27 protein-coding genes and 1 rRNA gene are annotated in these 24003 nt (G+C 38.9%); 19 read left to right on the top strand and 9 right to left on the bottom strand.

What is annotated here, in order from left to right:
- Positions 1-19: 19 nt before the first annotated feature.
- Positions 20-922, bottom strand: a complete 903-nt coding sequence (locus ACFYKT_RS20730; RefSeq protein ID WP_389223661.1) for a TIGR01777 family oxidoreductase — start codon at positions 920-922, stop codon at positions 20-22.
- Between the two features lie 106 nt (positions 923-1028).
- Here ACFYKT_RS20730 and recX point away from each other — a divergent pair, with 106 nt between their 5' ends.
- Positions 1029-1826 carry a recombination regulator RecX gene (recX, locus tag ACFYKT_RS20725; protein WP_389223575.1) on the top strand — a complete coding sequence of 266 codons (798 nt, stop codon included), beginning with the start codon at positions 1029-1031 and terminating at the stop codon, positions 1824-1826.
- Positions 1827-1867: 41 nt separating this feature from the next.
- Here the strand turns inward: recX and ACFYKT_RS20720 are convergent, their stop codons facing one another.
- A complete protein-coding gene (locus ACFYKT_RS20720; RefSeq protein ID WP_389223572.1) occupies positions 1868-2533 on the bottom strand; it encodes an SDR family NAD(P)-dependent oxidoreductase in 666 nt (221 codons plus the stop codon).
- Between the two features lie 165 nt (positions 2534-2698).
- Here ACFYKT_RS20720 and ACFYKT_RS20715 point away from each other — a divergent pair, with 165 nt between their 5' ends.
- A complete protein-coding gene (locus ACFYKT_RS20715; RefSeq protein ID WP_389223570.1) occupies positions 2699-3016 on the top strand; it encodes a YfhH family protein in 318 nt (105 codons plus the stop codon).
- A 38-nt stretch (positions 3017-3054) separates the two neighbouring features.
- On the opposite strand, the gene ACFYKT_RS20710 is transcribed toward ACFYKT_RS20715, so the two are convergent.
- Positions 3055-3198 (bottom strand): YpzG family protein, encoded by a 144-nt coding sequence (locus ACFYKT_RS20710; RefSeq protein ID WP_389223567.1) that lies wholly within the window; start codon positions 3196-3198, stop codon positions 3055-3057.
- 43 nt (positions 3199-3241) lie between these two features.
- Positions 3242-3412, bottom strand: a complete 171-nt coding sequence (locus ACFYKT_RS20705) for a small, acid-soluble spore protein K (RefSeq protein WP_389223564.1) — start codon at positions 3410-3412, stop codon at positions 3242-3244.
- 131 nt (positions 3413-3543) lie between these two features.
- Here ACFYKT_RS20705 and ACFYKT_RS20700 point away from each other — a divergent pair, with 131 nt between their 5' ends.
- The gene (locus ACFYKT_RS20700; protein WP_389223561.1) at positions 3544-3813 is read left to right on the top strand and encodes a YfhJ family protein; all 270 of its coding nucleotides are present in this window, start codon (positions 3544-3546) and stop codon (positions 3811-3813) included.
- Positions 3814-3849: 36 nt separating this feature from the next.
- Here the strand turns inward: ACFYKT_RS20700 and ACFYKT_RS20695 are convergent, their stop codons facing one another.
- Entirely contained in the window at positions 3850-4830 is a 981-nt protein-coding gene (locus ACFYKT_RS20695; RefSeq protein ID WP_389223558.1) for a metal-dependent hydrolase, read from the bottom strand.
- Positions 4831-5115: 285 nt separating this feature from the next.
- Here ACFYKT_RS20695 and mutY point away from each other — a divergent pair, with 285 nt between their 5' ends.
- A complete protein-coding gene (mutY, locus tag ACFYKT_RS20690) occupies positions 5116-6171 on the top strand; it encodes an A/G-specific adenine glycosylase (RefSeq protein WP_389223658.1) in 1056 nt (351 codons plus the stop codon).
- Between the two features lie 257 nt (positions 6172-6428).
- Here the strand turns inward: mutY and ACFYKT_RS20685 are convergent, their stop codons facing one another.
- Positions 6429-6614, bottom strand: coding sequence for a hypothetical protein (locus tag ACFYKT_RS20685; protein WP_389223555.1), 186 nt, complete (start codon positions 6612-6614; stop codon positions 6429-6431).
- 338 nt (positions 6615-6952) lie between these two features.
- Between ACFYKT_RS20685 and fabL the strand changes: the two genes are divergently transcribed.
- The 10 genes from fabL (at position 6953) to nikC (ending at position 17157) form a co-directional block, all read left to right on the top strand.
- On the top strand, positions 6953-7702 hold the full coding sequence (fabL, locus tag ACFYKT_RS20680; protein ID WP_389223552.1) for an enoyl-[acyl-carrier-protein] reductase FabL: 750 nt from the start codon (positions 6953-6955) through the stop codon (positions 7700-7702).
- Between the two features lie 158 nt (positions 7703-7860).
- Positions 7861-8055: a gamma-type small acid-soluble spore protein gene (locus ACFYKT_RS20675; RefSeq protein ID WP_389223549.1), complete on the top strand. Its 195-nt coding sequence runs from the start codon at positions 7861-7863 to the stop codon at positions 8053-8055.
- 218 nt (positions 8056-8273) lie between these two features.
- On the top strand, positions 8274-8525 hold the full coding sequence (locus tag ACFYKT_RS20670; protein ID WP_389223655.1) for a YgaB family protein: 252 nt from the start codon (positions 8274-8276) through the stop codon (positions 8523-8525).
- A gap of 284 nt (positions 8526-8809) precedes the next feature.
- Positions 8810-9340: a nucleoside tri-diphosphate phosphatase gene (ntdP, locus tag ACFYKT_RS20665; protein WP_389223546.1), complete on the top strand. Its 531-nt coding sequence runs from the start codon at positions 8810-8812 to the stop codon at positions 9338-9340.
- A gap of 98 nt (positions 9341-9438) precedes the next feature.
- Positions 9439-11187: an ABC transporter ATP-binding protein gene (locus ACFYKT_RS20660; RefSeq protein WP_389223543.1), complete on the top strand. Its 1749-nt coding sequence runs from the start codon at positions 9439-9441 to the stop codon at positions 11185-11187.
- Positions 11188-11468: 281 nt separating this feature from the next.
- Positions 11469-12467, top strand: a complete 999-nt coding sequence (locus tag ACFYKT_RS20655; protein ID WP_389223540.1) for an ABC transporter ATP-binding protein — start codon at positions 11469-11471, stop codon at positions 12465-12467.
- Positions 12460-13434, top strand: a complete 975-nt coding sequence (locus ACFYKT_RS20650; RefSeq protein WP_389223537.1) for an ABC transporter ATP-binding protein — start codon at positions 12460-12462, stop codon at positions 13432-13434. The genes ACFYKT_RS20655 and ACFYKT_RS20650 overlap by 8 nt, the downstream gene beginning before the upstream one ends.
- Positions 13435-13512: 78 nt before the next feature.
- Positions 13513-15144, top strand: coding sequence for an ABC transporter substrate-binding protein (locus ACFYKT_RS20645; protein ID WP_389223534.1), 1632 nt, complete (start codon positions 13513-13515; stop codon positions 15142-15144).
- A gap of 96 nt (positions 15145-15240) precedes the next feature.
- Entirely contained in the window at positions 15241-16245 is a 1005-nt protein-coding gene (locus ACFYKT_RS20640) for an ABC transporter permease (RefSeq protein ID WP_389223531.1), read from the top strand.
- Between the two features lie 12 nt (positions 16246-16257).
- Entirely contained in the window at positions 16258-17157 is a 900-nt protein-coding gene (gene nikC / locus ACFYKT_RS20635) for a nickel transporter permease (RefSeq protein WP_389223528.1), read from the top strand.
- Positions 17158-17270: 113 nt separating this feature from the next.
- On the opposite strand, the gene ACFYKT_RS20630 is transcribed toward nikC, so the two are convergent.
- Together ACFYKT_RS20630 and ACFYKT_RS20625 are read right to left on the bottom strand one after the other, a co-directional pair.
- Positions 17271-18341, bottom strand: a complete 1071-nt coding sequence (locus tag ACFYKT_RS20630; protein WP_389223525.1) for an FUSC family protein — start codon at positions 18339-18341, stop codon at positions 17271-17273.
- A gap of 261 nt (positions 18342-18602) precedes the next feature.
- Positions 18603-19901 (bottom strand): glutamate-1-semialdehyde 2,1-aminomutase, encoded by a 1299-nt coding sequence (locus ACFYKT_RS20625; RefSeq protein WP_389223522.1) that lies wholly within the window; start codon positions 19899-19901, stop codon positions 18603-18605.
- Between the two features lie 175 nt (positions 19902-20076).
- On the opposite strand from ACFYKT_RS20625, the gene ACFYKT_RS20620 reads away from it, so the two are divergent.
- The 3 genes from ACFYKT_RS20620 to perR all read left to right on the top strand — a co-directional run bounded on the left by ACFYKT_RS20620 (position 20077) and on the right by perR (position 21911).
- Positions 20077-20484, top strand: a complete 408-nt coding sequence (locus ACFYKT_RS20620; RefSeq protein WP_389223519.1) for an ion channel — start codon at positions 20077-20079, stop codon at positions 20482-20484.
- Positions 20485-20603: 119 nt separating this feature from the next.
- Positions 20604-21074, top strand: coding sequence for a thioredoxin-dependent thiol peroxidase (gene bcp / locus ACFYKT_RS20615; RefSeq protein WP_389223516.1), 471 nt, complete (start codon positions 20604-20606; stop codon positions 21072-21074).
- Between the two features lie 399 nt (positions 21075-21473).
- The gene (perR, locus tag ACFYKT_RS20610) at positions 21474-21911 is read left to right on the top strand and encodes a peroxide-responsive transcriptional repressor PerR (RefSeq protein WP_389223652.1); all 438 of its coding nucleotides are present in this window, start codon (positions 21474-21476) and stop codon (positions 21909-21911) included.
- A gap of 130 nt (positions 21912-22041) precedes the next feature.
- Here the strand turns inward: perR and ACFYKT_RS20605 are convergent, their stop codons facing one another.
- Positions 22042-22395, bottom strand: coding sequence for a YgzB family protein (locus tag ACFYKT_RS20605; protein WP_389223513.1), 354 nt, complete (start codon positions 22393-22395; stop codon positions 22042-22044).
- A gap of 146 nt (positions 22396-22541) precedes the next feature.
- Between ACFYKT_RS20605 and ACFYKT_RS20600 the strand changes: the two genes are divergently transcribed.
- Together ACFYKT_RS20600 and ACFYKT_RS20595 are read left to right on the top strand one after the other, a co-directional pair.
- Positions 22542-23417, top strand: coding sequence for a nucleotidyltransferase-like protein (locus tag ACFYKT_RS20600; protein WP_389223510.1), 876 nt, complete (start codon positions 22542-22544; stop codon positions 23415-23417).
- A 253-nt stretch (positions 23418-23670) separates the two neighbouring features.
- Positions 23671-24003 (top strand): 16S ribosomal RNA (locus ACFYKT_RS20595); the annotation flags it as partial.

Raw genomic sequence — 24003 nt, 5'->3', positions numbered from 1 at the left:
AATTTTCATTGCTGCGATTTTAGTAAATATCTGTTAATGCATCATGAAGGTTTTCGAAAGCGAATGAGTAGCCAAGGGATAACAGCTTTTCAGGGACGACTCTTTGCCCTTCTAAGACAAGCATGCTCATCTCTCCTAAAGCTGCTTTAAGAGCAAATTCCGGTGCAGGGATCCAGTGTGGCCTCTGTAAGACACTTCCAAGTGTACGACCAAATTCTTTCATGCTAACTGGAGTAGGGGCTGTGAAGTTAACAGGGCCTTCTATCGATTCATTGCTAATCGTAAATTCAATCCCTCCAATTATATCCTTCAAATGAATCCATGATACCCATTGATTTCCTGATCCGACAGTGCCCCCAGCTAGAAGCTTATAAGGGAGAGCGATTCGCGGCAATGCCCCATCTGCTTTATCAAGAATAATGCCAAATCGGCAAAAAACAGTGCGAATGTTAAATTCTCGTGCTTTTGAAGCTTCTGTCTCCCATTGCTGCACAGTTTTGGCAAGAAAGTCTGTTCCAAATTCACTTGATTTTTCGGTAAATGTTTGTGTATCTGAAATTCCGTAATACCCGATTGCACTTGCATTAATTAAAATTTGCGGCTTTTTTTGCAAATGACTGAGGATATGCAGCACTTCTTTTGTCGCATCGATCCGGCTATCGATAATTTTCTTTTTTCGTTCCTTCGTCCATCTCCCGCTGTTGATGGATTCACCAGCAAGATTGATAAAAACATCAATACCTTCTAAACTTTCTGAAGGCTGATCCCCTTCATTTAACCATTGGATATATGTAATCAGAGATGAATTTTCTCTATTACTTCCGTTTCTTGTAAGGATAAAAATCTCGTGCCCTTTTTTAGTTAGTTCATTTATTAAAGCACGGCCGACAAATCCTGTCCCACCTGTCACAGCTATTTTAATTTTTAATTCCCCCTTTTGAAGATGGCAACTGAATATTGTTATATTTTCTATAGATAAGTCCTAAACCCTTTTTCAAATGTGTTACATTAAAGGGGAGGTGAAGAAAATGTCCACCATTACGAAAATTACTGTGCAGAAGAAAAAGAGCGATCGTTACAATATTTTCTTAGACGAGAAATATGCATTCAGTGTGGATGAAGATGTGTTAATTAAGCATCAATTAAAAAAAGGGATGGAAATAGATGATTTCTTCCTTTCAGAGATTTCCTATCAGGATGATATCCGAAAATCGTATAATTTGGCTATTCAATATTTATCAAGAAGGATGCGATCAGAAGGAGAAATGCGGAAGCATCTGAAGGAGAAAGAGGTAGATGAGAGCATCATCCAAGAAGTCATCCATAAATTATACGAATACAGCTTTCTAAATGATGAGGAATTTGCGGTTGCTTTCGTACGGACTGCGATGAACACAACAGACAAAGGGACAGGCACGATTCGAAGGGAATTAAAAGAGAAGGGTATTATGGATGCCTTGATAGATAGTGCGTTAACAGAATATCCTTTTGAAAAAGAACGTGATAGGGCCATCAAGCTATGTGAAAAATTTGTTCAAAAAAATACACGTGATTCTTCCATTGTGATGAAACAAAAGCTAGAACAATTGCTTATTCGAAAAGGTTTTCCTTTTAGTACAATTCAAGCTGCCATTGCTGAAATACAAATGGATAAAGCAGAAGATGAAGAAATGCATGCATTAAGGGCACAGGCAGAAAAAGCCCATCGTAAATATGGAAAGCTAACAGGGTATGAATATGAGCAGAAAATGAAGCAAACATTATTCCGCAAAGGATTTGCGTTCGAATTAATTGAACAAGTGCTAGATGAGTTTAAAGAAGTGTAATCATCACTTAGCTTAAATGCCGTGATGATTACACTCCCAATTTATTCAATAATTATGGTATCTTCATCCATACGTGCGACAATCATTTCCGCAATCTTAGCTGGTGATCGGAGACGGGATTTATCTTTAATATGGTCGTTAAAGTCCCAGAATGGCGTATCCATCCCACCCATATAGACTGCTTTTATTTTTACGTCTGTATGCTCATATTCCTTCTGCAAGCTTTCGGTTAATCCCCGAATAGCGAACTTACTTGTCACATAGCCTGCTTCATTTACTTTCCCTTTCAGCCCTGCTGTTGAAATAATATTCATAAGGAATCCTTCTTTTTCTTCTACTAAAGAAGGAAGAAGGGCCTGGGACAGATAAAGAGGTCCTAATACATTTGTGGCGAGCATTTCTTTCATTTCAGATGGAGCTATGTTTTCAAATGGCCCAAAATGGCCAACACCTGCGTTGTTAATCAATCCATAAAGATGGAATCTTCCTCTGATCCCATCCATGAAAGTTTGAATGGCTGTTTGATCGGTTATATCAAGTACAAAAGAATCAGCATGACCGTTCATAGCTCGGATCTGACTTTCAACTGCTTTCAGTTTTTCTAAAGTTCTTCCTATCAGAATTAGATGGAAGCCTTGCTGTCCATATAAGAAGGCGAGTTCCTTGCCTAAGCCAGAACCAGCTCCAGTAATAATGATTGATTTCATCCGTCTACTCCTCCATGTGAGAAAAAGATCTCGTGCATTTCTATATAAAATCCCCTTATTCTTTTCCTCTTTTCTAAGTGGTCATAATTCACTATACTTAATATGGTGTTCATTTTCAATTTTAGGGATGTACATCTTTGAAATAATGGGTGGGGGGAGAAAGAGATGTCACAAGAAAAGAGATATAGCGAAATGTCCCAATATGAACTTCAACAGGAAATTTCAAAGTTGAATGAAAAGGCTAGAAAAGCAGAGCAAATGGGAATGGTTAATGAATTTGCTGTTATGGAAAGAAAAGCTGTAATGGCAAGATCCTATTTATTAAATCCGGATGATTATAAGGCTGGAGAAATATATGAGCTTGAAGGAGATCCAGGCACCTATTTTAAAATTGATTATATGAATGGTGTGTTTGCATGGGGATTCCGTTTAAATGGAGATAAAGCGGAAGAGGCTATTCCCATCTCAATGCTGAAAAAGTAGCAAGAAAGAGGAAAAGCTTCCTCCTTCTTGCTCATACCTTAAGATCTTTTTCTCGTCTCTGCTTCCAATATAACGAGATTTTGGGTTTGCTGTGTTTCTCCATTAACCTGTGCATGAGCACGCTTTGGTCTAAAATTAGGTGCGTTGAATTTAGTATGGAAAAAATTCTTTGGTTTTCCCATCATCAAGCCTCCTTATTATTCAAAGCAAATGGTTTGTGGCTTTTTAGAAATCAGGTGTATCACTGTCACGATTGGATGATGCCCGCATTCTTTCTTGCGGATGCGTATTGATTGTCCCATTCGCCCTTTTCGAAGCATATTCTGCTTTTGCTTTGGGCTCACCCTCAAATTTATTATTGTTTTGATTTGGGAAGTTCGTTACTTTGTTACGCATAGGCAGCCTCCTAAGCATTCATTAAAACCGTGAAAAGCATTGCCGCTTTTGTGAATGCCAATCACGTAAATATAGTATTTGCAGTTATATAAGACGTATGTCGGACAGTTTATGGAAATGAGGTGAAACGTTTGAATCATAACCAAAAAAGATTATTCGAGCGGCTGCTTGAAAAAAACAATCAGCTCTCTGCGGGTCAAGCTCAAACATGGGTCGAGCTTCTTTGGGAAGACTTTGAGGCTACATATGCAAAAGCAGGCAGAGAATATAAAGGCAGTGAAATGACAGAAAAAGTGGTTAGCCAATGGATTGAGTATTATGGGGAAAATCTTCATGAATTTGTGGCACATAACCCGAAATATAAGCATTTGCTCGAGCAGAATCCAAGTAAGTTACATTAAGGCAGGCTGTCTCATCTTAAGACAGCCTGCCCTCATTTAGCCTGGAAGGATTTCCAGCTTTTTTCTTAATTTTTCTTCACTAAAAATCCATCCAGTATAAGATGTTATGATAGTCAATGAAGGATCTAATTGCACGACTGCCACAAATGGGTAGTAGTCATTGCTTCTGTAGCGAAGATCAATGAAACGAACCTCATAATAATCATCGTATTCATCAATTTCCCACCGGTAAACAGGTGAGAAGGATAAAAAGGCAGATAGATTTTTATCCTTTTTTGCTGCGTTTAATACTGGTGTTTCAGGTACTGGCACTCGATTAAATTGATCTAATATGCTCACTTCATCTTTAACAGCACGCCCAACAAAAAATTGATGTTTATTCATGACGGCGATTCGCCATTGTCTAAATTTCATGGTGGGAGCAATGATGATTTCTGTTGCATCAGGAATCATTTTTTTGACTTCCAGATACACTTTACGTCTTGCACTAAAACGAAGCAAATAATAGATAATCAATAAGAAATATATAGGAATAAAGGTGTATCCAGGATTGGCCCCAAGAGCCCAGATGACTAGGCCAACAATATGAATCCCAAAAATATATGGATCAAATGTGTTGATCACACCTAATGCCACCCATTTTGTTGAGAAGGGCCTTAATGCCTGTGTTCCGTATGCATTAAATATATCAACAAAAACATGCAGAAAAACAGCTAGGAAAGTCCAAATCCATAAATGCAGCAAATTTGCCCCAGGAAAAAAGGGATAAATAACAGCGGTCAGGGCTATTGGCCATAATAGAACAGCAGGGATGGAATGAGTAATCCCGCGATGATTTCGAATATAAACAGCATTATTTTTTAGTTTTAAGATGGTGTCGATATCAGGTATTTGTGAGCCGATAATCGCTCCAAGCATGACACTAGTTGTTGTTGCCGTACTTTCAGTAACAACTGGATCAAGGGTAGCAATTCCAGCAAGCGCAATTCCCATGACAATATGTGTACCTGTATCCAAGTGTTTAACCTCCTTCTTTAGAGGGTTGTTCAAAAAGGTGTGAAATAATCCCTCAGAAAACATACAAACTGTATGTATGCAGCAAATGCCCTCTCCTATAATTTTAGCCTTTATGCTCTTGTTACACTAGTGAAAAAAAGCGTAATTTTATAAGAGGAGCAAAAAAAGTACTAGTAATAAATTTTCCCAATTTACTATGCATTATCCAATGGAATAAAAGCATCATGGAGGAACAGGAAATTGAAGAAAAACCAATTAAGCCAAATAGAGAAGATAGATGTAAAAATGTTTCAGCAAGACTTAATCGGTTGGTTTGAAGCTGAGCAAAGGGACTTGCCATGGAGAAAAGACAAGGATCCTTATAAAGTATGGGTTTCAGAAATTATGCTCCAGCAGACACGTGTGGATACGGTCATTCCCTATTTTCTTCGTTTTATCGAGCAATTTCCAACCATTCAAGCACTGTCGACAGCTGAGGAAGATCGAGTTTTGAAGGCTTGGGAAGGACTAGGCTACTATTCCAGAGCTAGAAATCTCCAATCAGCAGTGAAAGAGGTACATGAGAACTATGGTGGAATAGTCCCTGATGATCCCAAAGAAATTTCTACATTAAAAGGCGTTGGCCCTTACACAGCTGGAGCTATTTTAAGTATTGCGTATGGCATTCCAGAACCTGCCGTTGATGGCAATGTGATGCGAGTCTTATCAAGAATATTATTGATTTGGGATGATATTGCAAAAGCTTCATCAAGAAAAATCTTTGAAGAAGCAGTAAGAAGGTTAATTTCTCACGAAAATCCTTCCTATTTCAACCAAGCATTAATGGAGCTGGGGGCTTTAATTTGTACGCCAACATCACCGAGCTGTTTATTATGCCCGGTTCGAGAACATTGTCAAGCCTTTCAAGAAGGTTCACAGAATGAGCTGCCTATTAAAACAAAAAATAAAAAGCACCGTCATGTTCAAATTGCTGCAGCCGTTCTAAGAAATGATGAAGGAAAAATCCTCATTCATAAAAGGCCTGAAAAAGGATTGTTGGCCAACCTTTGGGAATTTCCCAACATCGAAGTTGCTCTCCCGTTTGTAAATGAAAAGGATCAATTGAAAGAGGCGGTAAAGGACTTATATAAAGCAGATATTCAAATCGGAGGAATGATTGGACAAATTGAACATGTCTTCTCCCATTTAACCTGGAATATCAATGCATACGAAGGGAAAATTCAATCAATAGAAATGGAATCCAAGGAACTGAAATTAGTAACGATTGAAGAAATGAAGGAATTCACCTTTTCAGTCTCCCACCAGAAAATGATGAAGCAATATTTCGAGGGTGATGAGTAGTAAAGGGAACTCCTATTAATCGGATGCCGTGGATGAATTGGTGATAGGCGCTTGCGCTTTTCCTAAAAGATAAGAAAGTATAACTTTTGAATCAGAGTATTGTCTAGCTCCAGCGCCTATCGCCTATCAAACTTCAGGTCTCCTCCGCAACGATTGCGTCAACATCGGTTCGCTCACGCAAACCGTGTTTCCTTTATCTCAGTCGAAGTCCTTCCAGTTTGTACGGCGATGACCAAGGCGCTTGCGCTTTTCTTATTTTAAAGGTTTCTTAATCCGCCACGGCTTTGGATTTCTTCAACAATTTCTCTTTGGATGGTTTGGCCTTCCGTATTCAAATACGGGACAATTTGTTGGAAAGAGTGATGAAAGAAGGCAAGCTCATCATTACTCCAATCCGCCTTTGCCATCATTGATAACTCAGTCATATCCCGTCCGTTATACATAAGCAACTTCCTTTCCTAAACATAGTACTCTTATTGTTATGAACTGGATTGCTTGATATACATCAAAAAGATAAAATAGGCACAAGACATAGTTTAAATTGTGTGCATAAAACTATTGACCAAAAAAGATTGGTTGATTGGAGCGGAAGGCGCGAGACTCCAGCGGGAGTAGTGGGACAGGTAAGACCCCACAGGCGTTTTAGCGCCGAGGAGGCTCACCGCCCACCCCGCGGAAAGCGAGTGACTGGAGCGCAAATCAACCTCTACAAACTATCTTACTTGTGATTGTGAAACAAAATGAAGAAAAGAGATCTTTTATAAAAGAAAGGATTTTTCAAATGACACAAAAAGTAGCATTAGTAACAGGCAGCAGCAGAGGAATAGGCAAGGCAACAGCATTGAGACTAGCAAAAGAAGGCTATGATATTGTTATTAACTATGCAAGAAGCAAAACGGCTGCATTAGAAACAGCGGCAGAAATTGAAGCACTTGGCAGAAAAGCATTACCTGTTAAAGCAAATGTTGGGGATGTTGAAAAAATCAAATTCCTATTTGAGGAAATTAATCGTGAATTTGGCAGACTTGATGTATTTGTTAATAATGCGGCATCAGGAGTGCAGCGTCCAGTGATGGAGCTTGAAGAATCTCATTGGAATTGGACAATGAATATTAACAGCAAAGCACTATTATTTTGTGCTCAAGAAGCTGCAAAGCTTATGGAAAAGAATAACGGCGGGAAAATTGTCAGCATTAGCTCATTAGGATCAATTAGATATCTAGAAAATTATACAGTAGTGGGAGTATCGAAAGCTGCATTAGAAGCATTAACACGCTATCTAGCAGTTGAGCTTGCTCAAAAAAATATTATTGTGAATGCTGTGTCAGGCGGAGCAGTTGATACAGAAGCACTGAAGCATTTCCCTAATCGTGAAGAACTATTGGCAGAAGCACGACGAAAAACACCGGCAGGAAGAATGGTTGAAATAGACGATATGGTCAATGCAGTCATGTTTTTATTAGCAGATGAATCAAGTATGATTCGTGGGCAGACAATTATCGTTGACGGTGGAATATCATTGCTTGTTTAACTAATATCTTTGTGTGGGCTAACTTTTAAACAAGTTGGATGGTATTAAGAGCAACCGAGTCAGAACATGTGCCGGCTTCAGAAAAATTTGAGTGATAAAAAAATAAGAGGATATTTCCTCCGCGCTTGGACAAATTAATATGCGTGGAGGTGATAACAATGGCAAAACAACCTAATCAATCACAAGCTGGTACAAACATTCAACAAGTAAGACAGCAAAACGCACAATCAGCAGGTCAAGGCCAATTCGGCACTGAGTTTGCAAGTGAAACAAATGCACAAGAGGTAAGACAGCAAAATCAACAAGCAGAAGCTCGCAAAGCTAAAAACTCAGGCAACTTTGGCCAACAATAATAGTAAAGAAGGCGCTCTCCACTCGGAAGGGTGCCTTCTTCTATTTTACAGCTTGTAAGTTTATCTCTATTAAATAAGTGCCATAATGAACATAAACAATCATTATGGCTTTTCGACAAAACTTCCTTTCACTCAACATAAGTAGTCAAAGGGATAGTAAGGATATGATCGAATACATACATAATAGTAAAAATAAATGGGACGGTGACACTTGGATGATGAAAAGCTTTGACCATTTAGTAACAGCACAAATGCAAACAATGGATAAATTATTATATTTACAAGGCGAGCTTGAGCGCTGTGAAGAAATTGAAGAGGAGTTGAGATTGCTTCAGCAAGAGACTGAGCTTGAAAGTCTCCAAACAGAAATTGCAATGATGAAAGAAGAATTAAGAGAAATTCATCGTGTATTTGAGAACCAAACCGAAGAAGTGATTCGTACATATCAGGAGGTCAAGGTTTCAGTATAGAATGGGTGTAAACCTACTAGGATATAGTAATCTTTAAGCCATTGATGATTTTCAATGGCTCTTTGTTTTAAATTCTTCTTTAAACCGTTATAATAAATAGAAAAAGGATTCGTACTTTGTTGCCTTTAGTTAATTTAGAAAATGATCAGAAATCGAAATTCGTATAGCAACTGGATGATTTAGTTATCTAGCATAGAGAAACAAGCGGTTTTGTTTGTTCCGAAGACGCTTACGCATTTCAAATAGGTTTCAAAGCCCGGGTATATGAAAGTAGGGGAGAAAGAATGGCCGTACCCATAGAAGGAGAACCAATACAAATTCATAGTTATAAACATAATGGGCATATCCATCGCGTATGGGACGAAACAACCATATTAAAAGGGACACAGAATCTGGTGATTGGCGGAAACGACCGGACCATTGTAACAGAATCTGATGGAAGAACTTGGGTTACACGAGAGCCAGCCATTTGTTATTTTCATTCTCAATATTGGTTTAATGTCATTGGTATGATTCGTGAAGATGGAATTTATTATTATTGCAATCTTAGCTCTCCATTTATTTTTGACGGAGAGGCCGTTAAGTATATCGACTATGATCTGGATATTAAAGTATTTCCTGATATGACCTTCAATCTATTAGATGAAGATGAATATGAACGTCACCGTCAGGAAATGAAGTATCCAGAACCAATCGACCGGATACTTAAATCAAATGTCGATCAATTAATTCAATGGATTCGCCAACGAAAAGGTCCGTTTGCACCTGATTTTATTGATATGTGGTATGAAAGATATTTAACCTACAGACGCTAATTAAATGGCTGAAATTGCAGACTTAATGCCTGTTGATTCTTTGTATCAACAGGTTTTTATGTGGAAAAATAGGTGAAGGTTTAAAGAGGGGGAGAAAGTTGGACAGCATCAAGCGTTATATGCACTTTGTTAAACCATACCGACTTCAAATTATTGTTACGATCATCATCGGGATTATTAAATTTGCCATACCGTTGATGATTCCGCTTTTAATAAAATATGTCATCGATGATATTGCGGGCAATCCAGAATTAAGCAGTGCGGAACAATCAAGCAAGCTGCTAATGATTATGGGGATTATGATCATTATTTTTGTCATCGTACGTCCGCCAATCGAATATTACCGTCAATATTTTGCTCAATGGGTAGCGAGTAAAATATTATACGATATCAGGGATAAGCTCTTTACACATATTCAGAAGCTTAGTTTTAAATATTACGCTAACACGAGAGCAGGAGAAGTGATTTCGCGAGTCATCAATGATGTCGAGCAGACGAAGACATTTGTCATTACGGGATTAATGAACCTGTGGCTCGATATTGCAACAATTGTTATAGCGGTTATTATTATGTTCCAAATGGATATGACATTAACCATTGTTTCATTGATTCTCTTTCCATTCTATGGATTTTCGGTGAAATATTTCTTCGGCAATTTAAGAAGACTGACGAGAAAACGCTCGCAGGCCCTTGCAGAAGTGCAGGGATATTTACATGAACGTGTACAGGGAATGGCCGTTATCAAAAGTTTCGCCATTGAGGATTATGAACAAACACAATTTGATAAACAAAACAGCAATTTCCTGACAAAAGCCATTGATCATACGAAATGGAATGCGAAAGCCTTTGCTGTCGTCAATACGATTACAGATATTGCTCCATTAATCGTTATCGGATATTCGGGCTACCAGTTGATACAAGGAAATCTTACGGTTGGGACGATGATGGCCTTCATCGCATATATTGACAGATTATATAATCCGCTACGAAGACTTGTGAATTCTTCCACAACGATGACACAAGCGATTGCATCGATGGACAGGGTGTTCGATTTAATTGATGAGAAATATGATATTGATGATTCACCTAATGCCGTCGAATGCACAAATGTGAAAGGCGATATTGCCTTTGATCAGGTGAGCTTTGCTTATAATGACGAGGAAAACCCAGTGTTGAAAAATATCTCTCTATATGTAAAGAAAGGGGAGACGATTGCCCTTGTCGGAATGAGTGGCGGCGGGAAATCATCATTAGTTGGTCTCATTCCCCGTTTCTATGATGTAACGGAGGGAAGTATTCTTCTTGATGGGAATGATATACGATCGTTTAAGGTTCGTACATTAAGGGATAAGATTGGAATGGTACTCCAGGATAATATTCTATTTAGTGAATCAGTGAAATCGAATATTTTATTAGGACAACCAGGCGCATCTGATGATGAGGTCATTGAAGCAGCAAAGGCTGCCAATGCGCATGAATTTATTATGAATTTACCAGATGGCTATAATACAAAAGTAGGAGAACGCGGTGTGAAACTTTCGGGAGGCCAAAAGCAGCGTGTGGCGATTGCAAGAATTTTCCTAAAGAACCCGCCTATTCTAATATTAGATGAGGCTACCTCGGCCTTAGATCTGGAAAGTGAGCATTTAATTCAGGAGGCGCTTGAAGAACTAGCTAAAGATCGGACAACCTTTATCGTCGCTCATCGTCTATCCACCATTACACATGCTAACCGTATCGTCCTTATCGAGCATGGGGAAATATCAGAAATTGGCAGCCATGATGAATTAATGAAAAAACAAGGAAATTATTATAAGCTCTTTCAAGTACAACAATTGGAACATTAGAAATGAAAGGCTGACCCTAAAGCTGGGGTCAGCCTTCTTTTTATAAATATAAATAGTAATTTTCGCCCAAGTGAAACATAAAATGGTAGAGGTGACTAGGATGAAGGACTCTTTTTCTGTCATTAATTGTCGAAAAATATAAAAAGATTAATATATTCGTATAATTTAGATAAATTTGTAGACTTAGGTAAATTTTTTTAATAGAATAAAAAGCAAGCAATAAAGGATTCGGACTCTTCTGAATCTAATAGACAGGTGGACACCTAGAAAGGAGTATCTTAGTGACACAAGCTCCGGTATTGGATGTAAAGCAATTAAAGACATCCTTTTTTTCAGAGGATGGAGAAGTACCAGCAGTAGACGAAGTAAGCTTTTCTGTGAACAAAGGAGAGATTCTAGGCATTGTAGGAGAATCGGGTTGCGGAAAAAGTGTAACTTCATTGTCGATCATGAAACTGATTCCACAGCCGCCAGGGAAAATTGTCGGCGGAGAAATCTTACTAAATGGTGAGAATTTAGTTCAGTCTTCAGAAAAAAGAATGCGTGAAATAAGAGGAAATGAAGTGGCGATGATTTTTCAGGAGCCAATGACTTCATTAAATCCACTCTTTACGATCGGGAATCAATTAATGGAAGGCATCAAAATACATACAAAAGCAGGGAAAAAGGCCGCTTTTCAGCAGGCGGTTGAAATGCTTAAGCTAGTTGGCTTGCCAAGAGCCGAACAAATCATGAATGAATATCCACATCAGCTCTCAGGTGGAATGAGACAAAGGGTAATGATCGCTATGGCACTATCTTGTCATCCGAAGCTGTTAATTGCTGATGAGCCTACAACGGCATTGGATGTAACCATTCAAGCACAAATCCTAACATTAATGAAAGATCTGAATGAAAAGCTGAACACAGCCATCATGTTAATCACTCATGATTTAGGCGTAGTAGCTGAGGTTTGTGAACGAGTTATTGTCATGTACGCTGGAAAAGTTGTCGAAGAAGCACCGGTAATGGAGATCTTCAAAAATCCAAAGCATCCTTATACAATGGGTTTGCTCCAATCGGTACCAGATGTTCGTGAAAAGAAAGGGCGTCTTTATTCTATTCCTGGGAATGTACCGAAACCTGGATCGATTAAGACCGGCTGCCGTTTTGCGGCAAGATGTGAATTCGCATATGATCGTTGTCTTACAGACAATCCTTCTCTTTATGAAGTTGCTGGGGATACCAAGCATACAGTAAGGTGTTTCTTGCATGAATCAGGGGGTGCGATAAGTGGCTGAGGTATTACTGGAAGTGAATCAACTGAAAAAGTACTTTCCCATTTCCGGAGGAATATTTGGAAAAAGGGTAGGGGAAGTAAAAGCGGTTGATGATATTAGTTTCTTCGTAAATAAAGGTGAAACTCTTGGTCTTGTAGGGGAATCGGGCTGCGGGAAATCAACGACAGGCAGAATGCTCATGCGCTTGACTGAACCGACTGAAGGACAGGTGCTTTTTGAAGGAAAAGAATTAACAAGTTTAACGGATGGGGAAATGCGCAAGATGAGAAAAGAAATGCAAATGGTGTTCCAAGACCCTTTTGCTTCCTTAAACCCCCGTCATACCGTTGAAAAGATTTTGGAAGAACCGCTTATTGTTCATGGAATGGGAGATAAGCAGGAACGTAAGCAAAGAGTGAAGGAAATGCTTGAAGTGGTAGGGTTAAGCAGCTACCATGCGAAACGCTATCCGCACCAGTTTAGTGGCGGGCAAAGACAGCGGATCGGCATTGCTCGGGCTTTGATGACAAAACCGAAGCTGATTATTGCTGATGAGCCTGTTTCCGCATTGGATGTGTCCATTCAGTCCCAGGTATTAAATTTACTTGAAGATCTGCAAAAGGAATTTCAGCTCACTTATATTTTTATCGCGCATGATCTTGGGGTCGTTAAACATATTAGTGATAGGGTAGGAGTCATGTATCTTGGGAGGCTAGTAGAGATTACTACTGCTGAGAAGTTGTATGAGAATCCTCTTCACCCATATACCAATGCTCTATTGGGGGCTGTTCCTGTCCCAGATCCAACTGTGAAAAAGGAAAGAGAACTCTTAACGGGTGATATTCCAAGTCCATCAAACCCGCCAACAGGTTGCGCATTTCATACGAGATGCAAGGAGTGCATGGACATTTGTAAAACAGAAAGGCCTCAATTAGAGGAAATTGAACCTGGTCATTTTGCAGCATGCCATTTGTACAAGACGAATTAAGTCTATGTATAGGGCAATCTGCGTGAATGATAGATTAGCATTTAGAAATTTAGGCAATAGAAAAAAAGGGGGAAAATAATGAAAAAGCGCAATGGTATTCTATTTGTAATTTTTGCTTTGCTTCTTTCTTTGGCATTGGTTGGTTGCAGCAACAACAACTCAACAGGTGGGACGAAGGAAGAAGATGGTGAGAAAGATACGGGTACAGAAGGTACAACTGAGCCAGAAGATACAAACACTACTGGTGGAACGTTAGTATTCGGCCGTGGAGGAGACTCTACTTCTCTTGACCCAGCAGCAACAACTGAAGGGGAAGCTTTTAAAGTAACTGTAAACCTATTTGAAACATTAATTAACTTCGGGGAGCAAGATACTGAAATCGAAGCAGGCCTTGCTACTGAGTGGGAAACTAGTGATGATGGTTTAAAACATACATTAAAACTTCGTGAAGGCGTTAAGTTCCATGATGGAACAGACTTTAATGCAGAGGCTGTTGTCTATAACTTTAATCGCTGGAAAGCGGGTAATGCTGAGCAGTTCTATTACTATAACTCTCAGTTTGGCGACAAAATTGATAGTGTAACAGCTGTAGATGCTTATACAGTTGAGTTTAACTTAAACACACCAATTGCTCCATTCTACAAAAACTTAGCTATGTCACCATTTGGAATTGCCAGCCCTGCTGCAATTGAAAAACACGGTGATAAGTTTATGGAAAATCCAGTAGGAACAGGACCATTTGTGTTTAAAGAGTGGAAACGTAATGACCGTATTACAATTGAGAAATTTGCTGATTATTGGCAAGAAGGTCTACCTAAATTAGATTCTGTCATTTTCCGCTCTATTCCAGAAAACTCTGCACGTCTGAATGCATTGGCTTCTGGAGAAGTTGATTTGATTGATGGAGTAAACTTCAGTGATGTTGGTCAAATCGAAAGCAATCCAGATTTACAAGTATTTGAGCGTCCAACACTTAACGTAGCATACCTTGGTTTAACAAATACTCGTGGACCGCTTCAAGATAAACTTGTTCGTCAAGCGCTTAACCATGCAGTTGACAAGCAAGCTTTAATCGATGCGTTCTATGCAGGAGCAGCTGATCCTGCGATCAACCCAATGCCTCCTGTAGTAGCTGGCTATAATGATGCAGTTGAAGACTATGCATATGATCCAGAAAAGGCAAAAGAATTATTAAAAGAAGCTGGTTATGAAAATGGCTTTGAAATGGAATTATGGGCAATGCCTGTACCAAGACCATATATGCCAGATGGACAAAAGGTTGCAGAAGCACTACAAGCAAACTTTGCTGCAATCGGTGTGAAAGCGAAAATTGTCACTTATGAATGGGGTACTTACCTTGAAAAGGCGAATAATGGAGAAGCTGATTCATTCCTACTAGGCTGGACAGGTGATAATGGAGATGCTGATAACTTCTTATACGTTCTATTAGACGAAGATGCAATCGGATCAAACAACTATACGTACTACAAGAACTCTGAAGTACATGATTTATTATTAAAGGCACAAGCAAGCTCTGATCAAGCTGAACGCGAAGAGCTGTATAAGCAAGCACAGGTTATTATTAAAGACGATGCACCTTGGATCCCGCTTGTTCACTCAAGACCGATCTTAGCAGGTAAAGCAGGTATTGGTAACTTCTTGCCGCATCCAACAGGTTCTGACTTACTTTCTAATGTTGAATTAAAATAAGACTTTATGAAAAGGGAGTTCAGAAGTGACTCCCTTTTCTATTCCTGCCACATAATGAAAAATAAATTTTGGACAACCTTCCAGTGAGGTGAGAATATGCTTTCATACACAATTAAACGAGTTTTCTCCTTAGTGCCAGTATTGCTAGGTCTATCCTTAATCGTCTTCTTTATGATTCGAGCGATTCCTGGGGACCCAGCACAGATTATTTTGGGGCAGCTCGCAACAAAAGAGGCAGTCGCTGAATTAACGAAGCAGCTTGGACTTGATCAGCCTTGGTTTATACAGTACTTTACATATCTTGGCGGATTATTTACCGGAGACTTAGGTGAATCAATCAAGACCAAAACAGCTATTAGTCAAGAAATCTGGCCATATTTAGCTGCAACAATTGAGCTTTCATTTTGTGCCATTGTTATCGCTATTTTCTTCGGAGTAAATGCGGGGATTATCAGTGCCTGGTATCAAAACTCTTGGTTTGATTATATTGCAATGGTATTAGCACTTATCGGAGTTTCTATGCCAATCTTCTGGCTTGGTTTAATGGAGCAATGGATCTTTGCCATTAATCTGGACTGGCTTCCTACTTCAGGAAGAGAAGAGGTAAGAAATCCAGTAACAACAATAACAAATATTTATATGATTGATACCCTTTTACAAGGAAGATTGGATCAATTCTGGGATGTTGTCAAACATTTAATTCTTCCTGCCTTTGCTTTAGCCACCATTCCAATGGCGATTATTGCAAGGATCACCCGATCTTCAATGCTTGAAGTCATGCGATCTGATTTCATTCGTACAGCAAGAGCAAAGGGGTTAAGAATGTTTTGGGTTGTCTATAAGCACTCATTGAAAAATGCGATTATTCCAGTCCTTACAATTATCGGTTTACAAACGGGCCTATTACTTGGGGGCGCGATTTTGACAGAAACGATCTTTAGTTGGCCTGGAATGGGACGTTATATATATGATGCGATCGGTTCTCGTGATTATCCTGTCATTCAATCTGGTATTCTCGTGATCGCCTTTATATTTGTCATGATTAATTTAGTTGTGGACTTGCTGTATGCTGCAATTGATCCACGAATTAAATATAACTAGGGGGGAACATACTTGGAACTTTCTACTCAAAAAAACTTGCAGCCACCTATTGTACCAAAAGAAGACAAAGTAGTTTCCCCTTGGCTTGAGGCGTGGAGGAGCTTTCGAAAGAATAAACTTGCGCTAATAGGGACAATCATTGTTCTTTTCTTTATAGTCATTGCCATTTTTGCCCCATTCATTGCCCCATCCGGAATTAATGACCAAATGCTATCTAAGCGTCTACAGGCGCCATCAAGTGAGCATTGGTTTGGAACAGATGATTTTGGAAGAGACATCTTTTCGAGGGTTATTTACGGAGCGAGGATTTCCTTATGGGTTGGTTTTCTCGCTGTAATGGGTTCCATTGTTGTTGGATGTTTTCTAGGAATTGTAGCAGGGTATTATGGAAAATGGGTAGATACAATTATCTCGCGTATTTTTGATATCATGCTTGCTTTTCCGAGTATTTTGTTAGCGATAGCGATTGTGGCAGTATTAGGACCATCGCTCAAAAATGCGCTAATTGCCATTGCGGTAATCAATATTCCGAACTTTGGAAGGCTGATACGTTCAAGAGTACTCAGTGTTAAGCAGGAAGAATATATAATGGCTGCGAAGGCTGTTGGAATGAAGAATAATAGAATTTTATTCAAGCATGTGCTTCCAAACAGTATGGCACCAATTATTGTACAAGGGACCTTAGCCATTGCGACAGCTATTATTGAGGCGGCTGCACTAGGATTTCTAGGAATGGGTGCAGAGGCTCCGAACCCAGAATGGGGAAAAATGCTGTCAGATGCCAAGTCCTTTCTAACTCAAGCACCTTGGACGATGATATTTCCTGGCTTGGCTATCATGCTGACCGTATTGGGCTTTAACCTTATGGGGGATGGGCTTAGAGACGCACTTGACCCAAGGATGAAAAATTAATAGGAACTCGGCAGTCAATAGAGTTCAATGTAGAAAAGCAGCTGAAAAGGAACTGCCCCGTAACGTTAGCATGGTGTCTAGCATTTACGGGGCAGTTCAATATTAGCTGCTTTTTATTCTTCAATCAATATTTCACTTGTTTTTTTATGATAGGTTTGAAAACTTGTAATCAATTTATCAAGATGAGCGACTTGTTCATCATAATTAATGATGGCTGAGATAATCTGCATCGTATGAGATAAAATGGCTTCATCCTCTATTTTGGCTTCCTTTTGATGGGCGAAAAAGAGGTTAAGAAGTTCTTTGCTGTTTAGAATGATATCTCCTTCTTCAAACGATACATTTGGACGTACTTTCCCAATAAACTTCAGCATCACATGCTCATGATAGTGAATCAGACAATCGAGCTGCTGTTGAACTGCGTTTTGGAATTCAGCGGGCATTTCTTGCAGATCATTCTCAAAGCGATGCAGTCTTCTTAGCATCTCAAGGGATCTCTTGACCGTAGAAATCATTTGCCGATAAATCACTAGCTTTCGAGATTTGGCTAGTGTATTTTTTTTGAAATAATTTCTTTCTTCTTTATACATGACATACAAATGATCAAGATTTCTGACTGCTTCTTTCATTTTCCCAATATCATTCTTTAGTAACCGATGCTCTGATGCGTGCCTAATCGTAAGCCTGATCCACTTAGTTGTCTCTTCAGTTATATCTGAAAGCTTGAAATAAAGCTTTTTTTCATACTTAGGAGGCAGGAAAACCAAATTAACAATAAAGGCCGAGAATACACCGAGCATAATGGTAGAAAAGCGAATAATCGCAAATTCGATAAATGCATCTCCAGGTGTCTCCATAATAACAATCATGGTAACGAGTGATAACGAAATAGTCGTATCAATTTTCAACTTCAAGTTTATTGTAATCACCACGATAGCAGCCAGTCCGATGATGACAATATGATTGCCAAATGATAGAACGAAAATAACAGCAATAATTGCTCCAATTACATTTCCCTGTATTTGCTCAATAATGGATAAAAAGGATCTGTAGATGGTCGGCTGTAATGCAAAGATCGCAGCAATTGCCGCGAAAACAGGTGAGGGCAGTTGAAATATTTCCGATAAAAATAAGGATAAAATAATTGCAATTCCCGTTTTGAATATGCGGGCGCCAAGCTTCATATGAATGTATTTCCTTTCATTATTTAATTGCACTTTCGATCATTCAAAATGATCGAGATACGTTTTTTAATGAGTGCTTCTAGCTTTTGTTAAGTATATAACAATAATGTACTATACATGGATATAGAAAGAAGTACAATGGGCATTTTCTTGAACTTTTCTTAGAAGCTCGATAATGAGTTGAAAGGAGTAGGAAAAAGGAGCGAAGAAATCGCTCCTTTCATACAAAATATAATGGTTGGGCTTTTAGACTTCGCCTGCTTAATATTCGTCTCTCAACGCTTCAAAGGCATTTCGAACGGCATGGATGCTCGCTTGAATATCCTCTTCCGTATGTGCAATGGTTACAAACCATGCTTCATATTTAGAAGGAGCAAGATTGATCCCTTGTTTCAGCATCAATTTAAAGAATTTCGCAAACATTTCTCCATCTGTATTTTCTGCTTGCTCATAATTAACAATTTTTTCATTTGTAAAATAGATGGTTAAGGCACCTTTTAAGCGATTGATTGTAATAGGGGTATTGAACTCTTTAGCAGCAGCTGTAATCCCTTCTTCGAGCATCTCACCTAATCTGTCAAGGTATTCGTAAACCCCTGTTTGCTTCAGTACTTCAAGACAAGCTATTCCTGACAAAATGGATGCAGGATTTCCGGCCATTGTTCCCGCTTGATAGGCAGGACCTAATGGAGCGACTGTTTCCATGATTTCCTTTTTCCCGCCGTAGGCACCAATGGGAAGACCGCCGCCAATTATTTTTCCCATTGCTGTTAAATCAGGTGTGACACCTAGCATATCTTGGGCACCGCCATACATGAAACGGAATGCAGTAATTACCTCATCGTAAATAACAAGTGCTCCGGCAGCATGTGTTATTTCATTTACTTGTTCGAGGAAGCCTGGCATAGGTTCTACAATTCCGAAGTTGCCAACAATTGGCTCCACAAGTACCGCAGCAATTTGATCTCCCCATTTTTCTAAAGCTTCCTTATATGGCCCGATATCATTGAAAGGAACGGTAATGACTTCCTGTGCAATGCTTTTCGGGACACCGGCAGAATCAGGAGTTCCTAATGTTGAAGGACCAGAGCCAGCTGCAACAAGAACAAGATCTGAGTGGCCATGGTAGCAGCCAGCGAATTTAATGATTTTGTCTCTTCCTGTATAGGCTCGTGCAACTCGAATCGTTGTCATCACGGCTTCTGTGCCAGAGTTAACGAATCGCACCTTTTCGAGATTCGGCATGGCTTCCTTTAGCATTTCGGCAAACTTGACTTCGTGCGGGGTAGGTGTTCCATAAAGCACACCGGTTTCTGCGGCTTTTTTTATTGCTTCTGTAATATGGGGATGAGCATGTCCGGTAATGATTGGTCCATAAGCAGCTAAATAATCGATATATTGGTTGCCGTCCACATCCCAGAAATAAGCGCCTTTTGCTCTTTCCATCACAACAGGGGCGCCACCACCAACTGCTTTATATGAGCGGGATGGGCTATTTACGCCACCAACGATATGTTCAAGTGCTTGTTTATGTATGCGTTCTGAATTTGTAAACTGCATGTAAATCCTCCTTTGAAAAATGAAGCAGTAGATCTAGCATTTATTATCTTACCATGTTCATGAAGAGAAAGCTGTTTTTCAAGATTATTATCCTTTTCCAGAACAGTCCAAGCAGTCATACAAAATAGATAGAGAGCGTATAAATTAATAGTGTAACAGGGAGAGGCGGGGTGTTATGGTATTTTATTTATCCCTTATGCTTATTGTATTTTGTATGGCTATGAGTTTGCGTACCTTATTTTTGCCTCATAGACTCAAGGGGAAGAAGATATCCTTTGAGAATTTCTTATACTTAGCCTGTATTTACTTAACGATCATGATTGGATTTGGATTAATATATATTCTGCTTGAATTAAATGGATTTAATGTGTTTATGGAAGAAACTGATGGATGGTATGGTGATTTTTTCGAGCGGCTTGAAACAGGTTTTTATTTCAGTGCGGTAACTTTATTTTCAGTGGGCTATGGGGATATATCTCCGGTTGGAATTGGTCGAATGATTGCGGTTCTTGAGGCTTTGATTGGCTATACGATTCCAGCGGCCTTTGTATTTCGGGCTGTGTTTGAAATGGAACCGAGATAGCTGATACTTGCTTAAGTAGATTAGTTGTTTTTATTGAAGAGATTGGATAGGCTTATTATTAAAGCACAAGTAATTTGAGCTTTAGCCACTTGTGCAAGAATGTATTCGGAGGGATAAGAATGAAAGCTGCAATAGGAGAGCTGGCCCCTGAATTTTCAGTCAAGGGAAGCAATGGAGAAATGGTGAGCTTATCGGATTATCATGGGAAGAATGTAGTACTGTATTTCTACCCGAAGGACATGACACCTGGATGCACGACACAAGCCTGTGATTTCAGAGACAAATATGAGAGTTTTGCAGGTTTGAATGCGGTCATCTTAGGAGTAAGTCCTGATGCGCTCACTCGGCATGAGAAATTTATTGATAAATATGACCTGCCCTTTATTTTACTGGCGGATGAAGATCATCAATTGGCAGAAGCTTATGATGTTTGGAAGCTGAAGAAAAACTTTGGTAAAGAATATATGGGCATTGTGCGCTCTACGTTCATTATTGATAAAGAGGGCAGATTGGTGAAGGAATGGAGAAAGGTGAGTGTTAAGGGGCATGTTGAAGAAGCCCTGCAATATATTGAAGAATATTTAAGCTAAATAAGGAAGTAAGCAAGATGATACCTTCGATTTCCTGCCTATTTTTTTGAGATCGAGGCTTTTGTCCACTCATCTGAACGGGTTTTGAATATCATTTTATTAGGGCATACCTCCTCAGATACTTTTAAGGCAAATCTTTTACGGATTTGCCTTTTTTTTGGAGTAAAAGCAGAAGTTTTTAAAAAGTTTCTTTATATAGAAGTTTTTAATCATTTCCCTCATACATATATTAATATCAATAGTGATAAGTAGAGGAGGAGAAAGGAATAATAATTGAAAACGTACTAGGAAAGTTTTAGCGTAATGTAGTTTGTTATGTTGACAAAAGTGATATGAAATGAGTACACTATTTATAAAGATTATAAAATAAGAATTTCTTTAGAAGAGAGGTGCATGGCGGTGGCACATATTGAATTAAAGGAAGCGTTGGATACCTTAAAGAATACCGGAGTGCGCATAACACCACAGCGTCATGCGATACTTGAGTATTTAATTAACTCAATGTCACACCCGACTGCAGACGATATTTATAAAGCTCTAGAAGGAAAATTCCCGAATATGAGTGTTGCAACTGTTTACAATAATTTGAGGGTATTTCGTGAGGTTGGACTTGTCAAAGAACTGACTTATGGGGATGCATCAAGTCGTTTTGATTACGTTACATCTCACCACTATCATGTTATTTGTGAAAAATGCGGAAAGATTGTTGATTTTCATTATCCTGGGCTTGACGAAGTAGAGCAATTAGCCTCACATGTAACAGGATTTAAAATTAGTCATCACCGGATGGAGATTTATGGCGTATGTCCAGAATGTGCTAGTAAAGAAGCTCATTAATAAATATTGTCGCAATGAAGCTGCTAGCCGGAGTGCTGACAGCTTTTTTATATAGTTGTTTTCAAAAATTTTACAGTTTTAACACAGCCATTTGAGATAAATAAAGGCTTGGCAGATGCCAAGCCTTTATTTATCTCTTCTTATTATATTTTTCATCGAATTCTTCGCCCTCAAGATTCTTATCAAGCGTTAATGGTTCACTACAATACATGCACATGTCTACACGACCAAGTATCTTTGTGTGTTTCCCGCAATTTGGACAAACAACTTGGACTGTTTTCGTTGAAAGCATCCCAATCCAAAAATAAACAACTACGCTTGCGATCATGAAGAGAAATCCTAAGAACATGAATATAGTCATCAGAATAGGAGACTCTTTAAAGAATATTCCTACATACATAACTAGAAACCCAATGAAAATTAATGCTAGGGCAAATGATCGGATCTTATTAATCTTACTTGAATACATTGTATACTTAGCCATTCATGTCCCTCCTAAAGAATAACTATATCACATCAATAGATAGAAGATAAATAAAAAAGAAGAGAACGATTTTTAGTAATAAATTAAGAAGGAGATGATAAAAAATTGTCGAAGATATATTTAATCAATAAATTGGAGGAATGATGATGGAAGACATTCTCCGTCCTATTTATCAAGAACGGGCAAGTCAGGCTAACACGCTTGGTGTCTTAATGATAAAGAAACGACAAAGGGATATTCCAGTTACAGACACATTTGATACGATCCTACTTATTTTAGTAACTGAAGCTGAAACACCGGTCTTTATTAAACACTATACTTATCATGATAAAAAAGCTGCATTGTATATGGTTACTGATCAGCAGTTGAATGAATGGCTTTTACTTGGTTCAAATAAGAAAATATTTGACTGGTTATATAACGGGAAGATTCTCTTTGATCGCAACGAATATATACACAATATAAAAACAGAATTAATGGAATTTCCGTTCTATGGACGTAAGTTAAAGATGGGCTTAGAGTTTGCTAAGTTGATTCGCCGATATATGGATGGCAAAGTTTTTTTTGAAAACGATCATTATCTTGATGCTTATAATCATGTCGTACATTCACTTCATCATCTGGCAAGATTAGCTGTAATTGAGCAAGGATTTCATCCGGAGGTGACTGTTTGGCAGCAGGTTAAGCAAATAGATCCGGAAATTACTAAGCTATATGAAGAGTTGGTAAACAGCCAGGAGCCTTTGGATAAAAGACTTGAGTTACTCTTCTTGGCAAGTGAGTTTCTAATCCATTCGAAAATGAAGAGCGGGATTCATCATTTGGTAGACGTATTAGCTGAACAAGATTTTTGGTCTATTAATGAAATCATTAACCATGAAGAAGTCCTTCTATATAGTGTAGATTTGACTATGCTTCTTGAATATTTAATTGATAAGGGCATAATTGAAGTTGTGATGAAAGATACAAAAGGCCAAGGTGTATTCCATCGATATTATAAATTAGCTAAAAAATTATCTTAAAAAAGTATTAAAAGCTATTGACCTTTCTAAAAATCCTTGGTATATTAATATCCGTCGCTGCGATATGCAGGAAAAACATTTTCACAGCTGACGGATTAACTTCAAAAAATATGTTGACTTAAAACGCAGCATATGTTACATTAATAAAGTCGCTTCTGAGCGATGAAAACAAGATAAACGAAATTGTTCTTTGAAAACTGAACGAACAAAAACGTCAACGTTTTAAATTTTTATTTATGAGCTAATCAACTCTTTATTGGAGAGTTTGATCCTGGCTCAGGACGAACGCTGGCGGCGTGCCTAATACATGCAAGTCGAGCGAATCTGAGGGAGCTTGCTCCCAAAGATTAGCGGCGGACGGGTGAGTAACACGTGGGCAACCTGCCTGTAAGACTGGGATAACTTCGGGAAACCGGAGCTAATACCGGATAATTCTTTTCCTCTCATGAGGGAAAGCTAAAAGATGGCTTCGGCTATCACTTACAGATGGGCCCGCGGCGCATTAGCTAGTTGGTGAGGTAACGGCTCACCAAGGCGACGATGCGTAGCCGACCTGAGAGGGTGATCGGCCACACTGGGACTGAGA

It is taken from the genome of Cytobacillus mangrovibacter, assembly GCF_042865275.1.
In the GTDB taxonomy this organism is placed as follows: domain Bacteria; phylum Bacillota; class Bacilli; order Bacillales; family Cytobacillaceae; genus Cytobacillus; species Cytobacillus mangrovibacter.
Note: the sequence above shows the minus strand (reverse complement) of the source record. Positions and strands in the feature narration are given on the sequence as shown.

Bases quoted from the DNA above. Each gene is read 5' to 3' on its own strand.
- ACFYKT_RS20720 (WP_389223572.1), bottom strand. From the start codon at position 2,533: ATGAAATCAATCATTATTACTGGAGCTGGTTCTGGCTTAGGCAAGGAA.
- ACFYKT_RS20675 (WP_389223549.1), top strand. From the start codon at position 7,861: ATGGCAAAACAACCTAATCAATCACAAGCTGGTACAAACATTCAACAA.
- ACFYKT_RS20630 (WP_389223525.1), bottom strand. From the start codon at position 18,341: ATGAAGCTTGGCGCCCGCATATTCAAAACGGGAATTGCAATTATTTTA.
- recX (WP_389223575.1), top strand. From the start codon at position 1,029: ATGTCCACCATTACGAAAATTACTGTGCAGAAGAAAAAGAGCGATCGT.
- ACFYKT_RS20710 (WP_389223567.1), bottom strand. From the start codon at position 3,198: ATGGGAAAACCAAAGAATTTTTTCCATACTAAATTCAACGCACCTAAT.
- ACFYKT_RS20685 (WP_389223555.1), bottom strand. From the start codon at position 6,614: ATGTATAACGGACGGGATATGACTGAGTTATCAATGATGGCAAAGGCG.
- ACFYKT_RS20640 (WP_389223531.1), top strand. From the start codon at position 15,241: ATGCTTTCATACACAATTAAACGAGTTTTCTCCTTAGTGCCAGTATTG.
- ACFYKT_RS20620 (WP_389223519.1), top strand. From the start codon at position 20,077: ATGGTATTTTATTTATCCCTTATGCTTATTGTATTTTGTATGGCTATG.
- ACFYKT_RS20645 (WP_389223534.1), top strand. From the start codon at position 13,513: ATGAAAAAGCGCAATGGTATTCTATTTGTAATTTTTGCTTTGCTTCTT.
- mutY (WP_389223658.1), top strand. From the start codon at position 5,116: ATGTTTCAGCAAGACTTAATCGGTTGGTTTGAAGCTGAGCAAAGGGAC.
- ACFYKT_RS20670 (WP_389223655.1), top strand. From the start codon at position 8,274: ATGAAAAGCTTTGACCATTTAGTAACAGCACAAATGCAAACAATGGAT.
- ACFYKT_RS20715 (WP_389223570.1), top strand. From the start codon at position 2,699: ATGTCACAAGAAAAGAGATATAGCGAAATGTCCCAATATGAACTTCAA.
- ACFYKT_RS20705 (WP_389223564.1), bottom strand. From the start codon at position 3,412: ATGCGTAACAAAGTAACGAACTTCCCAAATCAAAACAATAATAAATTT.
- fabL (WP_389223552.1), top strand. From the start codon at position 6,953: ATGACACAAAAAGTAGCATTAGTAACAGGCAGCAGCAGAGGAATAGGC.
- ntdP (WP_389223546.1), top strand. From the start codon at position 8,810: ATGGCCGTACCCATAGAAGGAGAACCAATACAAATTCATAGTTATAAA.
- ACFYKT_RS20625 (WP_389223522.1), bottom strand. From the start codon at position 19,901: ATGCAGTTTACAAATTCAGAACGCATACATAAACAAGCACTTGAACAT.
- bcp (WP_389223516.1), top strand. From the start codon at position 20,604: ATGAAAGCTGCAATAGGAGAGCTGGCCCCTGAATTTTCAGTCAAGGGA.
- ACFYKT_RS20600 (WP_389223510.1), top strand. From the start codon at position 22,542: ATGGAAGACATTCTCCGTCCTATTTATCAAGAACGGGCAAGTCAGGCT.
- ACFYKT_RS20605 (WP_389223513.1), bottom strand. From the start codon at position 22,395: ATGGCTAAGTATACAATGTATTCAAGTAAGATTAATAAGATCCGATCA.